At 45.8% G+C, this 17,730-nt stretch carries 11 protein-coding genes; 2 read left to right on the top strand and 9 right to left on the bottom strand.

Annotated features, from left to right (window positions below):
* Positions 1-222: 222 nt before the first annotated feature.
* Entirely contained in the window at positions 223-4,407 is a 4,185-nt protein-coding gene (locus M3085_RS07590; protein ID WP_249052697.1) for a hybrid sensor histidine kinase/response regulator transcription factor, read from the bottom strand.
* 259 nt (positions 4,408-4,666) lie between these two features.
* Here M3085_RS07590 and M3085_RS07595 point away from each other — a divergent pair, with 259 nt between their 5' ends.
* Both M3085_RS07595 and M3085_RS07600 read left to right on the top strand, forming a co-directional pair.
* Positions 4,667-5,653 (top strand): glycoside hydrolase family 43 protein, encoded by a 987-nt coding sequence (locus tag M3085_RS07595; protein ID WP_410554400.1) that lies wholly within the window; start codon positions 4,667-4,669, stop codon positions 5,651-5,653.
* A 46-nt stretch (positions 5,654-5,699) separates the two neighbouring features.
* On the top strand, positions 5,700-7,673 hold the full coding sequence (locus M3085_RS07600) for an alpha-L-arabinofuranosidase C-terminal domain-containing protein (protein ID WP_249052698.1): 1,974 nt from the start codon (positions 5,700-5,702) through the stop codon (positions 7,671-7,673).
* Between the two features lie 441 nt (positions 7,674-8,114).
* Here M3085_RS07600 and M3085_RS07605 read toward each other — a convergent pair whose 3' ends face one another.
* From M3085_RS07605 to M3085_RS07640, 8 genes are all read right to left on the bottom strand, one after another.
* Complete coding sequence (locus tag M3085_RS07605) at positions 8,115-9,143, bottom strand: DUF4857 domain-containing protein (RefSeq protein ID WP_249052699.1); 1,029 nt, start codon at positions 9,141-9,143, stop codon at positions 8,115-8,117.
* Between the two features lie 25 nt (positions 9,144-9,168).
* Positions 9,169-9,840, bottom strand: a complete 672-nt coding sequence (locus M3085_RS07610; protein WP_072546071.1) for a hypothetical protein — start codon at positions 9,838-9,840, stop codon at positions 9,169-9,171.
* A 24-nt stretch (positions 9,841-9,864) separates the two neighbouring features.
* Complete coding sequence (locus M3085_RS07615) at positions 9,865-10,752, bottom strand: ABC transporter ATP-binding protein (protein WP_072546072.1); 888 nt, start codon at positions 10,750-10,752, stop codon at positions 9,865-9,867.
* A 166-nt stretch (positions 10,753-10,918) separates the two neighbouring features.
* Positions 10,919-11,494 (bottom strand): PepSY-associated TM helix domain-containing protein, encoded by a 576-nt coding sequence (locus M3085_RS07620; RefSeq protein WP_148330999.1) that lies wholly within the window; start codon positions 11,492-11,494, stop codon positions 10,919-10,921.
* Entirely contained in the window at positions 11,478-12,062 is a 585-nt protein-coding gene (locus tag M3085_RS07625; protein WP_249052700.1) for a hypothetical protein, read from the bottom strand. The genes M3085_RS07620 and M3085_RS07625 overlap by 17 nt, the downstream gene beginning before the upstream one ends.
* 18 nt (positions 12,063-12,080) lie before the next feature.
* Positions 12,081-13,622 (bottom strand): DUF6850 family outer membrane beta-barrel protein, encoded by a 1,542-nt coding sequence (locus M3085_RS07630; RefSeq protein ID WP_410554404.1) that lies wholly within the window; start codon positions 13,620-13,622, stop codon positions 12,081-12,083.
* Between the two features lie 60 nt (positions 13,623-13,682).
* Positions 13,683-14,897 carry a DUF4876 domain-containing protein gene (locus M3085_RS07635; protein WP_191710708.1) on the bottom strand — a complete coding sequence of 405 codons (1,215 nt, stop codon included), beginning with the start codon at positions 14,895-14,897 and terminating at the stop codon, positions 13,683-13,685.
* A 20-nt stretch (positions 14,898-14,917) separates the two neighbouring features.
* A complete protein-coding gene (locus M3085_RS07640; RefSeq protein ID WP_204500278.1) occupies positions 14,918-17,656 on the bottom strand; it encodes a TonB-dependent receptor in 2,739 nt (912 codons plus the stop codon).
* Between the last annotated feature and the right edge of the window lie 74 nt (positions 17,657-17,730).

The following is a 17,730-nucleotide window of genomic DNA, read 5'->3' on the forward strand; positions in this document are numbered from 1 at the left end:
ATATTAAGAATGAATTAATTTCTAATCGGTTATCGATTCTTTGTCTACAAATTTAAAAGTTTTCACCCCTCGCGAAGTAGATAAAAAGAACGAAAAGGGTGGACAAACGTATTCCCGCCGGAAAATACTACCCATAGAACCGGTCAGTCTTACCGCATAAGTTACTTAACCTTCCGAATAGAAATATTCCTTGCTTCCGCAAGCGTTTTCAGCATACATAAACTACTCTTCCAGCAGGCTGCTGGGCGTAACGTTGAAGTGCTTGGTAAAGCACCGCGTGAAATATTTCGGGTCATTGAATCCCACTTCGTATGCAATCTCAGAAATGTTCATCGTACGGTTCACCTTATTTTTCAGCAAAAGTTCACGTGCAAGATTCAGCCGGTAATTTCGCATAAACTGACCTGCCGACTGCCCCGTAAGACTCTGCATCTTCTTATTCAGCAGGCTCTTGCTGATACCCATCTCACGGATGAAATCGCCTACCTCGAACTCCGGATTCTTATAGTTCTCTTTTACCACTTTCATTGCTTTATCAAGGAACTTCTTATCACCCGACCCTTCTTCAATCCCCAACCGGTCGGCATCCATTTCGATTGAGAACCGCTGCTGCAACCGCTTACGGTTTTCAAGGATATTCGAGATACGCGCCAGCAACATATTCTCGTCGAAAGGCTTCAGCAGATAAGCGTCAACCCCCATCTTGTAACTCTCCAAGCGCGCTTCATCTGATGTTTTCGCCGTCAGCATCAGGAAAGGAATATGCGAGATGGCAAAATCACCTTTTACACGGCGCGAAAGTTCCATACCGTCCATGACAGGCATCATCAAGTCGCTGATAATGAAATCGACATCATACGATTTCAATACCTGCAACGCCTCTTCCCCTTGCGAAGCCTCTAATACATTATAATATTCCGTCAGAATCGAACGGATATAACCGCGCATATCCTTATTATCTTCTACAACCAACATGGTGAGTTTACTGTTGCGCGGAATATCGAAACGAGGTTCGCCACTTTCCTCATCTTCTTCCTTAAATGATTCGTCGGTAGTGCGTGTAATCGGTAGCATCACTCTAAATGTAGCTCCATGCCTCCGGTTGTTTTTCACTGAAATACTGCCATCCAGCAATTCCACCAACCGCTTACAGAGATACAGCCCGATACCTGTGCCGCTCTGTCCGCTTATCGAGTCAAGACTTTGGTTGTCCGCTTGGTAAAAACGGTCGAAGACTAAATGGATGTCGGCAGGAGGAATCCCCTTACCTGTATCGCGCACGCTGATAAACAGTCGCCCTGCATCTCCCGAACCGCTCAGTTCCGCCACGTAGACTCCGATACGCCCTCCTTTGGGAGTAAACTTCAGTGCATTACTGATAAGATTGGTCAGCACCTTGCGCATGACATCTTCGGCAAACATCATATACGGATTATGCAAACGTACATAAAACTGCAAATCGATTTCCCGATTCAAGGCATAATCGGTAAACGAGGGCATCAATTCCTGCAAGAAACGGTTCAGATTGCCGTGGTTTACGGCTATTTTCATCCGTCCCTCCTCCAGTTTGCGGAAGTCCATCAACTGGTTTATCAGCGACAAAAGATATTTCGAGTTACGTTCTACCAACTGCAACTGTTCGATAACCTGCGGATTATAACTCAACTTCAGCGCACGCTCAATAGGTCCCACTATCAGCGTAAGCGGAGTACGAAACTCATGAGTGATATTCGTAAAAAAGGCCAATTTGTCTACCGTCATCGCTTCCAGCTTACGAGACATCTCCAATATTTTGTTTTTCTGAGTCGTTATCTTTGCATTCGAGTCGCGCAGCAAATCGTTCTGCCGAGACAAAGCCAAAGTCTGGTCGGAAAGTAACTTTTTCTGTTCTTCCAATTCATGTGTACGCTCTTCAACCATCGTATGGAGCAACTTCTGCTGATTCTTTAATGCGCGATAACGCCAATACAAGAAAAACAGCAAGATGAATGCTACAATCAGATTGAACCAGATTGTCTTATAAAAATAAGGCTGCACCACGATGGAGAGTTCGCGAACGGGAGAAACAAAGTTTTTCCCATCCGAAGAGTAACGCAACTGGAAAGTGTATTTACCCGGACGCAGATTCGTATATGTGACCGCGTGCTGACCGGCAGGCATAGTAATCCAGTTATCATTAAATCCCTCTAAACGATAGGTGTAACATGCTAACGTGGAAGGGTTATAATCCAACGATGCGAAACTGATGGAAATCGACTTGTCACGTTCATGGAGGCATAGCTTACCCTCATCCAAAGAGAGTTTCCGATCGAAGCTATGCAGATTTGTAAATACCAAAGGAGAAGCCACAGCCTCTTCTACCCTCGGCATCAAACGAATTTCCGACAGCCCTTCAATGCTTCCCGCATAAACAGCCCCGTTACACGAGCCCCCGGTAGCATTCCAATAAAACTGGTTACAAAGAAGTCCGTCATGTTTCGTATAATTCTGGAACGAAACTTCTTTGGGAGAAAAACAAGACAATCCGTTGTTAGTCGCCAGCCAAAGATGGTTTTCATTATCTTCCCAAATGCCACGCACGCTATTGTTTATCAGCCCATCGCTAACACGATATGCCTTAAACCGACAAGTGTTCTTGTCTTCGGTAACCTGATAAAAACCATTTCCGTTTGTCCCTACCCATACGTTACCGTCTTTACTCTGAAAAACAGACGTAATACGCTCGACAACCGCCACCGAAGGTTCATCCAGTTTATGGTCGTACAGCACATAATCAAGCGTACCTTTCTTATAAGAATGTAAATCGATTTTATAAAGCCCGGCCGATGTTCCCATCCATAACACTCCCTCCCGAGTGATACATCCGCCTAACGCACCAAAAATATTTTCCTTGCGTTTTCCGTCAAACGGATCGCTTACTTTTTCTGTTTGAGGATCGTAAACCAAAATTTCATTACTCGTCCCTATCCATAATAAACGATTGATAGAATCGAAAAGCAAGACACCGATAAATGACTGTTCTAACCCGGGAGTTTCGGGCACGGTTATATGATGAAAACTTTTATCTGCCAGATTCTTACTATTCACCCATCCAAATCCTCCTCCCCATGTTCCGATATAAAGACGCGCTTGCCCGTCAGAAGCCAATGCACTTACCGAATTATGACTCAAATGCGCAGGCGATGCCGTAGTATAGTGCTCGAAGCCCTTTGCATCCGGACGGCGTACATTCAACCCCCTTTCTACCGTTCCGACCCAAAGAGTACCGTCTTTTTCTTCAAGAACTGCATTTATCAGATTCCCTGACAGGCTGCTCTTATCCAGTTGCGAATGGCGATAATTACGTATTTGCAAGCGTGAAGGAATCATTTTATTCAAACCTCCGATTTCCGTACCTACCCATACCATGTTGTCGTCAACCAACAGGCAGTTGATGAAATTACAATTCAATCCGGATACATCATTCCCTGCCTCCGACTGTTGGATTCTAATAAAATCATCTGTTACAGCATTATATAAATTAAGACCTTTCAGTGTGGCTACAACCAACATGCCGTCCGGAGTAAGATTTATATCTGTAATATAATTCTGCGACAAAGAATAAGGATTATTCTCCTCGTACTGATACGTTTTCATAACTCCCGAATTGACACTATACCGATACAAACCGGTATTCGTACCTATCCACATATCATTCTGCCAATAAAACATACAAAGCATTACTGTATTGACCGGCAAAGACAATGATTCCGGACAGGGTAAAGGCTGCTGAGGCATGGAAGAAGACTCTTTTACCAAGCAAAGACGCCCTAAATAGTCGAACCAGATATATCCGTTTGTTTCACAAAAAGCGAGACTGCGGTTATATAAATAAAGGTCGCAAATCTTTACGATGGCATCAACCTTTCCGTCAGGCTGGAAAGATATTTTATACAATCCATTGTCTGCCCCCATCCAAATATTCCCTGCTTCCGAACAATAAACAAAAGTGGAATATCTGATATGGAATGCCGCGAATTTCTCTCCTAAATTTTGCGGCTCCACTTTACGAAGACTCTTCACATCCAAAATATCCAGCCCCCGTTCACCCACCATCCAAATGCGTCCGTAACGGTCTTCACAGAATTTCCTGACAAAATTATTCTTTAACCTCGTCTCTCCCGAAAAGGTATTAAAAGTAACAAACTCGTAACCATCGTAGCGCGTAACCCCATCGCCGCCGGTTGAAACCCAAAGAAAGCCCTGACTATCTTTCATCAGATCTTCCACATAATTCTGGGGCAAGCCATCGTCCATTGTCAAATGCATAAAAAGATAACGCCCGTCTCCATTCTGAGAAGAAACCGGCATTTTCATTCCAAAAGAAAATACAATCAATAACAACAACGACAAGATGTGGGTTTTCATATTACAACTTTATTCATTCCGTCAACAAATATAATTCTTCCCAATCATCAGAACAAATCCAATCTAAGGAAAATACAGACAATGAGCTAAAAGTCCACCAAAGAAAATTAAATGTCCACCTCCCAACACCAGTTGCCCTCTATTTTTGCATCCGTAATAAGCCACTCATACCGGTTTATAGAAAGAGGTTAGTTAATTGTATAGACACAGACAAGTATCATGATGCTTGTCTGTGTTACATACAGAAATCAAAAAAAGAATGAAAAACATGTTTAACACACTGAAAAAACTTTTATGCTTCTTGGCTTTGACAGCCGTTACTTCCGCCATTTCTGCTGCGGAGAAAGACACCACCTTTGTTGCCACCGGCAATCCGATTGTAAGTTACAAATATTTAGGCGACCCTGCTGCTATGGTATACGACGGTACAGTATATATTTATGCCGGACATGATGAGTGCCCTGCACCCGAACAGTATTACCTGATGAACGAATGGTGCATCCTGTCTACCAAAGACATGAAGACCTTTACCGAACATGCCTATACGTTTAAAGCCAAAGAATTTAAATGGGCAAAAGGCGAAGCATGGGCAAGTCAGGTCATCGAACGCAACGGCAAATTCTATTGGTATGTTACCGTAGAACATGCCACCATCCCCGGAAAATCCATCGGTGTGGCTGTGGCCGACTCGCCAACAGGACCGTTTAAGGATGCACGCGGTTCAGCTTTGATTACAAACGACATGACTACCCAATACACTTCCATCCCGTGGGACGACATCGACCCCACAGTGTTTATCGATGATGACGGACAAGCCTATCTTTTCTGGGGCAATACACAATGTTATTATGCCAAGCTGAAAGAAAACATGATTGAGTTAGACGGTCCCATCATGCCGATTAACCTTCCGCGCTATACAGAAGCCCCATGGATACACAAGCACGGTGAATGGTATTATCTGTCTTTTGCTTCCGAGTTTCCGGAAAAACTCTGTTACGCCATGAGCAAAAACATCAACGGCCCGTGGGAATATAAGGGAATATTGAACGAACTGGCAGGAAACTCGAATACCAATCATCAAGCAATTATCGAGTTCAAAGGAAAGACTTATTTCATCTATCACAACGGAAGCATCAACCCTCACGGATGCGGATTCCGCCGTGCCGTTTGTGCCGACCTGTTAGAATATAATCCGGATGGCACAATCAAGCGCATTCAGATGACAACAGAAGGAGTTTTTAAATAATTTTTTTATTATATTTGTCACGCACTATAATCAATAATTACTAACCATGAACAAACACTTAGCATTTTTATCGGCGTTAGCGTTATCAGCCGGCATGAACCTGAATGCGCAAAACGCAAATAACATGGTCATTCAAGCCAACAAAATCGGGGCAGAAATCCAACCGACCATGTATGGACACTTTTTTGAAGACATTAATTACGGCGCAGACGGAGGTTTGTATGCCGAACTGGTAAAAAACCGTTCGTTCGACTTTCCGCAGAACTTCATGGGATGGGACATCTTCGGAAAAGTAACTCTTCAAAACGACGGACCGTTTGAACGTAATCCGCACTATGTACGTCTTTCCGACCCGGGACATGCTCACAAACGTACGGGTATCGAAAACGAAGGCTTCTTCGGAATCGGTATCAAAGCAAACGAAAAATACCGTTTTACGGTGTGGGCACGCGGCGAGAATCAAAAAATCAAGGTAGAGCTGATTAACAATGCTTCGATGGGAGAAACTCAGGTGATCACTTCGCAAGACGTTGCCATCAACTCGAAAGAGTGGAAAAAATACGAAGTAATCCTTACTCCGGGCGAAACACAAGCAAAGGCTCACCTGCGCATATTCCTTGCATCGCCGGGCAGCGTAGATTTGGAACATGTTTCTTTATTCCCGGTAGATACTTGGAAAGGACGCGAAAATGGCTTGCGCAAAGATCTTGTACAGGCTTTGGCTGATACCAAACCGGGAGTATTCCGTTTCCCCGGCGGATGTATCGTTGAAGGTACAGACTTGGCTACACGATATAACTGGAAAAACTCGGTAGGACCGGTAGAAAACCGACCGATTAACGAAAACCGCTGGCATTATACGTTCCCACACCGCTTTTACCCGGATTATTTCCAGACTTACGGCATGGGATTCTATGAGCTGTTCTTGCTTGCCGAAGACATGGGCGCCGAACCGCTTCCGGTACTGAACTGCGGCTTGTCTTGCCAATATCAGAACGACGATCCGAAAGCGCACGTGCCCGTAGACCAATTAGACAGTTATATCCAAGATGCACTCGACCTCATCGAATTTGCAAACGGCGACACCAATACGAAATGGGGTAAACTGCGTGCCGACATGGGACACCCGGCTCCATTTAACCTGAAATTCATCGGAATAGGTAACGAACAATGGGGACCTGAATATCCGGAACGCTTGAAGCTGTTTGTCGAAGCCATCCGCAAGGCTTATCCTGATATGAAAATTATCGGTTCATCCGGTCCACAGTCTGAAGGCGAAGATTTCGATTACTTATGGCCGGAAATGAAGAAACTCAAAGTAGACCTTGTAGACGAACACTTCTACCGTCCGGAAAGCTGGTTCTTGAAATCAGGAAACCGCTATGATAATTACGACCGCAAAGGGCCGAAAGTATTTGCCGGTGAATATGCTTGCCACGGCGACGGAAAGAAATGGAATCATTTCCATGCCTCACTGCTCGAAGCTGCTTTCCTTACAGGGGTTGAACGCAATGCCGATGTAGTTCACATGGCTACTTACGCTCCGCTGCTGGCTCATGTAGAAGGATGGCAATGGCGTCCGGACTTGATTTGGTTCGACAACCTGCGTTCTGTACGCTCTTGCAGTTGGTACGTACAGTCATTATACGGACACAACAAGGGAACTAACGTTGTTCCGCTCACCATGAACAAACAGGCAGTAAGCGGTCAGGAAGGTCAGAACGGACTGTTTGCAAGCGCCGTGTGGGATGAACCTACCCAGACTTACATTGTCAAAATAGCCAATACCTCCGACAAAGCTCAAGCCATCAATCTGGAATTTAAAGGTTTGAAAAAGTCAGAGAAATTAGGCGAAGGCAAACTGATTACGCTTCACTCAGACAACCTTGATGCTGAAAACACGTTAGACAATCCGAATGCTATCGTGCCGAAAGAATCTGCCGTAAACATCGAAGGAAATACTTTGAATACCGAAATCGGCGCAATGACTTTTGCTGTCTACAAATTTAAGAAGTTATAATAAACATTTTTCTCTTGCTATTAATAGCTCATTTAAACGCGGGCTTTCACAGGTCGACAAACCGTCAATCGTGGAAGTCCGCGTTACTTTTAACAGCCTGTCAAGTGCAATCGTCAGAAATTATCTCAAAAGTCTTAGAGCGTGTCGTACAAATAGACAAAAGGCTCTAAACGACAACGAGCCAACTCTTAAACTATGTTATAAAACACACTTTCTTGAACAAAACGTTTGCCTATTACCCAAAAGTCCGTATCTTTGCATCGTGTTTTTCATAGTATTAGATTTTAAGGTTAACAAAGGTTGGAGTACAGCGGTACTCCTTTTTTTATGTCCGTAAATCAAATAAAATCAAATTCACATAAACAAAGAAAGTCAGCAGCAGAAAATAGTGCTACTGACTCTCCGACTAAAAAACAAACCGTAGAAACAGAAGTATGCCTGTCAAAACCGGGGTTTTACGAACTTATCATCAGGAGATGTAAACGACAGCCCCGGAACCGAACGACGTATGTCTTTATAAGCATATTCTTTTATCAGCGAATAGTCGGTGGCATCTAAGGCATAGTAGTAATCATCTTTGTCTGTCGAACGTTTCACAGTCCAATCAAACATGTTTCCGAAAATGGTCAATTCATCTTTTGTGGGGTCAAAAGCGGGAATGGCAGATTTGATGACACTCCCGTCGCTCTGAATCACATAGAAATGATGTCGGCTGTCTACCATGTATCCTAACGTCTGACGGCTGCGGAATTCGGTGATGAAGACGTATTCCGGACGCACATTGTCGAGCAGCCGAATGGCTTTTACATACGGACGGCCTTTCGTACATTTCAAGTGAAACAGTTGGTGGTTAGCGTCCAGCACCAAGTATCCTTCGTCGTAATCTTTACGGGTGGTAGGATTGCCCGAAGCATAGCTGGCGGGAAAAACAAAACCTTTTTGGAGCAACATGTCGGTAAACAGCTTGCTTTTCGGTTCGTCTATCCGGTTTGTCTCCATGCGGATAAACTCAATGCCTTTACTGGTAAAACGGAAAGCGTCATCGGGCATCTTCAGCTCCACCCGCTTGGACATCGATTCCATCAGGAAATAAATTCCCGTTTGGGGAGCGTTGATTGCCGACGGCACACTTTTAAAGGTAAAGTTCGTCATTTGAATGTCTTTCGGGCTGACTGCTTTGCCGCAAATGGTATCGGGAAAACGCTCGTCTGCCGTAAGCTGACGCACATAAAACGAAGGAAGCAGGCTGTCTACCTGTTGCTGCGTATAGGTGTTTCCCTTTGTATCGCTGCGTCGGATTTGCTTGTTCGCGTCCGTCTGAATGAATATGAAGTCGCCCAAAACCGAGCTGTACATCGTAAACGGGGTTTTCACCGGTTTGGCTGTAAAGAATGCGTAACACCACGGCAACTGCCATACCAGCAGAACCGCCACGGTGAGATAAAGAAATATTTTACTGAATCGAATCATCTTTGTTTCATTTTTTAATCATTAATCAGTCTTGTTTACCGGCTTTAAACCGCACCACGGAAATCCATGAAAGCGAAGCGATGAGCAGCGTGTACAGGGTCAGCACGGGCAGGAAGCTGTTATAGGCCTCGGGTGCCGGAGCCAAGAAGTAGATGCGGCAAATCAATGCGGCAATAATCAGATTCAGCACCCGGCGTTTCCATGTGGGTTCCAGACAAATCCACGCCACAAACAAATAGCCTGCACCACCTGCCAGAAACCACGGAACTGCCGACAGCAGAATATGCCGAACCAACTCGCCCGTAAAGTGCTGGGGCAGGTAAATGCCCATGATGATGAAACTCGTGGCGAAACATGCAGCCAGCGCAAGCAGCCCGAAAGCCAGAATAGCCAGAATCATCTTCTTCTGCGAGTAAGGCAGATGCAAAGTCAGCTTCAAGCACTTGCGTTGCATTTCGGGAAAAAACTGTACGGCTGCCAGCAGGATACCGGTAAGCAGCGGAACATATTGCAACAAATCAACAAATATGGCATCTTTCTGAACCATAACCACCCACAGATGGTCGATTCCCTGCATGGCTATCACGCGACTGACGCGAAGCATGGAGTATCCCGTGATTCCTATCATGAACAGGGTGGCCAACAGCAAATACCAGCGTGTTTTTATCCACTCTTTATAAAATATGGCTTGTATCATACGTTTCTCTTTTTCTGTTTAATGTTAATACTTTCCGGTAAGCCCGATGAAGGCGTCCTCCAGACTTACGTGTTCGTACCGCAAATCGGTATAGGGGACTTGCGACTGTTTCAAAAGTCCCTCCATTTCGGCAGGCGGAAGGAAAGAATGGGTTTCCAGTGTCTGCCGAATCACCGCCGGATGATAACAGCTCTCCGGCAAGTGAGGCTGATAGCCTTCGGGTACGGTACAAGTATATCGTCGGAGGTTCTTCATCAATGTTTCAACAGGCTGCTGGATAAGGATAGAACCGTAGTCCATAATGATACAGTCATCAATCAGCCGCTCCATATCCTGAATAATATGAGAAGTCAGGAAAACGGTTTTATTTTCAGAGCGAGCATAATCGCGCAGATAGTCGACAAAAAGCCGACGATAGCCGGGGTCAAGCCCTAAAGAGAAATCGTCTAAAATCAAAAGTTCGGGGTCTTGGGCAAGAATCAGCCCCAACGCCACTTGCGAACGCTGCCCGTTCGACATGCGCGAGATGCGCTGCCCCGGAGCCACTTTCAGCTTATTCATCAAGTCGTAATATGCCTCCTTTTTCCATTGCCCCGGATAGAAAGAAGCATAAAACTTCTCTATCTGTGTAATGTTCATAAACTGATACTGAACATGCCCTTCCAGCAGCAAACCGATGTTCCGGCGCAGGGCGGGATTCATGGTTTGAATATTCTCTCCGAATATGCGGCACACCCCTGAACGCGGTTGAAGATAACCGCTCAAAATATTGATAGTTGTTGTTTTCCCTGTACCATTCTTACCCAGCAGTCCTAAAATACGTCCCTGAGGTACATCGAAGCTCAGGTTCTCATAAATTTTACGTTTGCCGTAATAATGAGTCAGGTTTTTACATTCTATTATTGCACTCATTCTTTATATCTTTTTCCGTTTTTTGATACCTTGAAAAATTCTACCCATAGGACGAACCAACTCTACCCATAGAACTGATGAATTCTACCCATAGAACCGACCAATTCTACCGCATGAATTTTACAGGACTAACCATCACAGCTGGCGCCCTGATTATCAACAAGTTTTAAAAACACGCAAGGAAGATGACCGGTATCAGGATACCGATGACCAGTTCTATACCTCCCCTGCCCCATAATCCCTTCGGCCCTTTAATCATCACAATGCCGCTAAGGGTGATTAAAATCAGGCAGACAGCAAAAGCATCGGCAAACCAGGTCCACCATTTGCCGGGATTAAAATGAAGCTGCACCATCGGGGAGATGAGCGGACGGCGCTTCAATCCTTCATACACCGCATCGTTCGTCCGGGTGTCAATCACCAAGCTGGAGCCTCCTTTCAGGAAAACTTTTATCCTATCCGGTTTCGGGTAATAATATTTGGTGAAATTCTCCGCTTCGTCCAACGGTTCCAGCAATGCCAGAATCACCTTGTCATTCACCTTGTTTTTGTCAGACAAGTCCGCTGTTACCTTATACTCTTTCCGCGTAACCGTATAATGAGGATTTATGCTATCCCGATGGTTCATTACGAGACCTGAGACAGCATAAATCAGAATCATTCCGGCAAAGAAGAATGACAGTTCGCGATGAACCGTCCTACTCCATTTGCGAAACGCCGCTCCTTTACTCTTGAATTTCATAAGAACTTGCTTCCAAGTAATAGAACGAGAGGTAATCTTTTCCGGTAGCTATTTTTCTTTCAGCTATCTTCGCACGGAAATCGGCAATGCGTGCTTCGGGAGTATTCGCTGTTTCGCCGCGTGCTTTCTTCTCCGAATCACATCCGGCAGCCGTTTCGCCATGAGATTTTTCGGTCTGCGCTTTCAGCCGGCTTTCCCAGTTTTGCAGATAAGCCTCATCAACGCGCTGCTCTTTCAATGTTCCGGTAACCGTGACAATGGCATTGACGCAACGGGTATCAAACGAGCCTAACGGACCGGCTTCTACTCGGATCGTCTTGGTATCGTCGCTGCCCATCAAAAACATTTTCGTAGCGCCATGCTTGCAAGTGTGTGTACAAATCCCCTCAATCGTTACCTCCTTGTTTACCAGCGAATCGGCATCCGAGAGCAAATCATCAATGCTTAACGCCGACGGAGCAGCCTGTTCCGTTTGTTCAGACTGACTTTGCTTATTACTGTTTCCACAAGAGGTAATCATTACCATAGCTGCCATAAAAGCGGCAGCAACCATCAATTTAGTTTTCATACATTATCATTTTTAGTTTTAGAAAAAGACGCCCAGTGAACAAGCGGCATACCGGGCCGTTCCGCATTTTTTATAATAAGTGCCCTGCCATTGGAATGACAACGACAAACTGTATTTCTTTATCGGATAGTTTCCCTGCAAGCGGACTCCTGTCCAGCCGTAACTGTCGGACAAGTAAGTGATATTCGCCAACAAGGTTTGTGCCGATGATTTCGAAGTATCCAATCCCGGCAAAGCATATTCAGCCGAGAGGTTGGCGTAATAACCGCCGTTGGCTTCTGCCGCCAACTGCAAACGGTTTATCTGATAGTGCAAACGGGCACGCAACGAACCGGACAATGCCGACAGATGGACGAAACGAGACACCGTGTTGTAATCGGCCCTCCACCGATGACAAGTAACGTTAGGGATGATTGCTCCGCCCCATGTCCGTTCACCATACGGAAGTTTCTCCCACAGTCCCTCTGCCGAAATCCTGCTGTCGGCAATCTTTATCCCCGGCGAGGTACTAATCAGTGTTCCGTACGAACTCCCGCCAGCCTCACCGTAGAGATTTTCCGTTCCCTTACGGACTGTATATTTCGCTTTCAGCTTTACACCGAAAGTATTTCCCTTCCAAGAAGTCCGCAGCCAACTCACATTCCCATCCAAGTTTGTAGTACCCAGCTCCAGCAATGTGAGATTATTGGCACTGCTCAGTTTCTTATCCAGAGCCATGTGTCCCATTGAAACCACGGCAGATATTCCCTGTTCCGCATCTGCCGGCAGGATGCCCACACTTCCTTTCCACTGCATACCTTGATATTTTGTTCCGGTCTGATTCCCTGCAAAACGCGCATAATCCATCCCCAGCCCCAATACATGGTATACTGAAGTAGAACCTTTGTCGGCAAGAAACGAAATCTCACTGTTCTGCTGGTAGTACCGGAAATCGGCGGATACTCCTATACGATACGTACCCAAACGATAGCCTCCTCCTGCGGAGAAAGAAAGATCGGAAGCCGTATTGCGCGGACGTGGGTCTTTATCCCGATAATTATGAGAAGCTCTGTAACCTCCGGTCAGTCCCCATGTCCAACGCCCCGATTCATCGGCATATCCACCATTGAAATAATAAGTCTCTCCCTTCAGGAAACCACCTATTGAATCGCCTGTTACATAAGGAGCCACCAACTCCCAGTCGATGTTCTCGTTCCACAATACATTGTCTTGTTTCCGGCTTCGGTATCCGGCAGACCCAAACACCCGATTATGCTCCGACAGAATAACAAACGAATGTACATCTACTCCGACGTGAGCATCGTTATCGCCTTCTTGCTTCAAAGCTGCCCTGCCCTTATCATGACGGACGGCGTTTACATCCACACTTGTCCACGTATACGGAGTGTAATAATAATACAGTGCCGGATTCTGCCATACTTCACCGCGAAATCCGGTTGCGAACGAGCCCATACGGATTACCTTATCAGGCAATGAAAGCGTATCGGCAACCGTTTGTCCGACGGTTTTCTGCACATTCGTCCCAATGAAAGCAACCAATAACGTTATAACTATTCGCATCCGGATTCGTATCATAAAACAAACAACAAAGATTTATTATGTCAACAAAAACGTTTCTGATTATTCGGCAAACAAACTCGGAGTGGCAGCCGGCGTGAAATCAACGGTAGAGTTGTTCGTGTCTTGCAGTACCTCGCGGTCATTATCCGTATAAGCCACCTTACGCATTACGCACTTGCCGATGTTTTCTGCCACGGTGTTATTTACGCCGATATAGGTATGCCCCATATCCAGTTCGGTAGCTGTAACATTCCACTGCCATTCATTGGTAGCACCGATATTCACAGCGTCTATCACCCATTCGTTAGGGAATTTATATTTGCTCTGAGGCTTGCTTACCGTTCCGCTTTGCAATACATACGTGTAGTCGTAAGTATAATCTGCGATATACTGTTCTTTCGTCATTCCTTCGGGCAGTCTGCCGATGGCATAAGCACGGTTACCCTGCTTGTTCAGTATCCAGATGGTCTTGGTATAGCAATAATAGATATCCATATTGGGAACAGCCGGATTGTCTACGTCTTGTTTCGATTCGATGTACCATTCAAAGTTGGCATTGCTCAGGTCGATGGAGTTCGGGTTAGCCTCTTTGTGGTTGATGGCGTTATCGCAGATAATAAAAGACTCTCCCGGTTGTACCGGATAATCTGTTCCGTTGCCCGGTACTACTACCACAGAACCTACCGCAATCGCTTCGTTCATGATATCCGGGTCTACCGACTGATATTTCTGTGTGGTGGTGAATTGCGATTCCATGAATACCAGTCCGTCTGCATACAGAACCGTATCCGAGTTGTTGTAGATGCGCACGTATTGGTCTCCGTTATACTGCTTTCCGGCCTCGTTATAAGTTCCGGGGAGGAATATTTCGGCAATCACGAAGTCGGCATCGCCTGTATTCACCACGTGTGCCGTCAAGTCCAGCTTGCACGAACCGCCCGAAACTGTCACGTTCTGCTGTACTCCCTGCACGTTTACCTCTACCGAAGTTCCGTTCTGCGAATACGTCCCCTTCCCGATGAAAGTAACGTTATATAATCCATCCGCTAACTGAATAAGGCTGGTAGGATAACTTACATCGGTCTTAGCAGATGTATTCACGTTCTCGAATGTATAAGTACCGGAGGTTATCTGCAACCCCTCGATTGTTGTATTTACAGTGGCAGAAATACTTACGTCGGACATGCTTACTCCTTCGTCGTCACTACATGCGCTGAATCCCAATGCTGCCGCAAAGAGAACAGCCAGAGCTAATTGATTTTTTTTCATATTCATTACTTTTTTATTTTAGATTATTAAAAAGTCAAGTTCATTTCCATGCCGAAATAAGGCGATTCCGGTGTCCGGCGTTGCAATACTCCCCTCAAGGTGTAATCGGGATAAATGCCCAAAATGCGGTTTACGTAAAACGACAGATTCAGGTATTTACCGATTCGCTTGCTTGCCTTTAAGTTGACATCCATGTAGAAAGGCACGGTGGTACGCTCGAAATAGGTAGCCGAATACTTTTCTACCAGATGCTGCAACTGGATGTTTTCTGCGTCTTCGGCACGGAAAGGATAGGTTTCGCCCGACTGGTCGATGTAACTTACCGGCATACCGTCGTTCCACAGATTACGGCGATTAGTGTACCATGTACATTGCAGTGAAGTTGAAAAGGTCAAGCCCAAACGCTGGAGATAGGTGTCAAACATAAAGTTGGTATTAAACGCCTGACTTTCTGTTCCTTCTTCGCCCTCGTATAATCCAACGTATTCCAACTGCTTATTATCCAGCAAAATGGAGGAAGCCTTATATTTCGGAACGTCTGAGCTATAAATGTTTTTTATCCACGCCCCATACACCGTAACGCGGGTTTTCAGCAGTTCGATTCGTTTGGATGAGAATTGAAACTCCACGCCTTCTTTCTCCATTTTCATCACGTTGCCCACGGTAGAATATACGTCAAGATTATATTCGTCGGTATAAGCCAGTTCCGACAGTTCAGGAGGAGCAGTCAGCGTAGAGCCGTCAATACTCGACGGGTCATAGAGTTTATAAGCCAGCGATTTGTAATATGTCAGGTCGCCGAAACCGTTGTTCATCCGCTCGCGGAAGTAAGTAACAGACAAGCGATTCCCTTTATAGCCTATATCGGCGCGAACCTCCCACTTCCGGTTACGTGCCGGCTCTAACTGATAATTGGTATTGTCCCACTTATACGTCATCATGTTGATGCGACGGTAATCGGGATTGGTATGATAATAATTCAACTGAATCAAATCGACATACTTCAGGTCGGGGTAAAGCTGCGAAATGGTAGGCATACGGCTTATCCATCCCAAACCGCCGGAAAAAGTGATATTCCATCCATTGAATGCAGGCAAACGCCATTGCAAATCCAGACGGAGGTCGGGATATACCTTGCCTTTCATCTCGTATTGGCTGTCAAGCCCCAACAGCGACTGCAAGCGGACACCCGCCGTAAGAGACAGTTTATGGCTTTGTACGGGAAGATGTAAAACCTCTTCGGCATAGAAGGCAAAAGGTTGCAGCCCCGGCACGTCTTTAAAACGACGCGGACGGGTACTCATGCTTTCACTGATGGGGCGCGTGACGTCGAACACTTGTCCTTCGCCCAAATTCTTCTGATAATTCCACTCCACGCCCATGTTCGTCTCGTTACGCAACATGCCGACAGGAAAAGCCAAGCGGGTGCGTGCCGCAGCCGTAACGTATAAGGGCTTACCGTCGATTTCCATTTGTGCCACGTAATTGTATGGTAAATAGATACCGTCAGATTCTCCTTCTTCTTTCTGAATGGATATGGCTGCCGGACGGTTGAGGGAGACCGATTTCGTTTCACGCATTTTCTCCCATTGCTGGCTGACGGAGGTGGTCAGGTTTATCTCCCGAATCCATGAACGGTCGGGAAACTTCATATTCCATTTGCCTGCCACCTTCAGGCTGTTGAAATCCGACTTGTAAGCGTCTTCTTTTACGGTAGCATCCTTGTCACGTTTTGCATCGTCGAACGAACCGGTATAATCGGTACTGATATTCCAGTGGATGTTACGCTCGTTCCACAGCCACTTGCTATCCAAACGGGCAGACGCCGTGAAGCGCGTATAGTTTTTCACACTGTTGCGCGGGTCAATCTTTGCATCCAGATAATTGACATCGGCATTTAAAATATAACGTCCGTTGCCGTCCAGCCTGATTCCTTTACCTACCGAAAACAGTTTACTGGTTTTATCGGCTTTGAAGCGTGCAGACAAGGGACTTTCGCTGGTTTTGCGCTGGATAATCACTGCGCCGTTCGACACGTTTCCGTACGCCACAGAAGGAATACCTCGGATAATCTCCACCTTCTCGATATTGTCGGTGGAAAGGGTACGCATATCCACTCCTTTCGCCATCGTGCTGGTGGCGTTTACGCTGGAGGTGCTGCCCGGCATGTATTGCAGGTTGGCATCTGTATTCAGGGATACACCGTCGACGAAAAACCCCACGCCCAACGAAGAAAGCGCCGATGTCTGACCGGTTTCGCGGATACGAATCAGGTTTGCCTGCCCCATCTGGGGGTCGGCCGACTTACCTCCGGGTACCAATTCCATCAAGTCGCTGAAACTGCTGGGCTGAAGGTGTTTCATCGCCGTGCGGTCGATTATGGATGCACTGGCGGCGTACTTCGACTCGGAAGCGGTTACGACAACCTCGTTCAGCGCCGTTGCCGAAGACTTTAAATAAAACGTTTCTGAAATATCCTGAACAACCTTTACTTCTTTTTCTACGGTATCATATCCTAAATACGAAACAACCACCCGATAAGTTTCGGGCCGGATGTGGGGGAGCTCAAAACGCCCGTTCGCATCTGTAATGCCTCCATAAGCAATTTGTTTCCCAACAAATAACTGAACCGTTGCATAATCTAACGTTTGATGGGTCTGTTTATCTAACACAACACCTCTAAACGCAAATGTCTGCCCCCATAAAAAAGATACATTACCCAATGTTATGAACCAAAGAAGTACGTATATACTTTTGCAAACCATCTCATCCTTTATTTGGTTTACAAAAGTACGAATCGCCCACAGCTGCGGCAATACCCACTTTTAGGTATTAAAAG

The organism is Bacteroides caecicola (assembly GCF_023337095.1).
GTDB lineage: Bacteria > Bacteroidota > Bacteroidia > Bacteroidales > Bacteroidaceae > Phocaeicola > Phocaeicola gallinarum.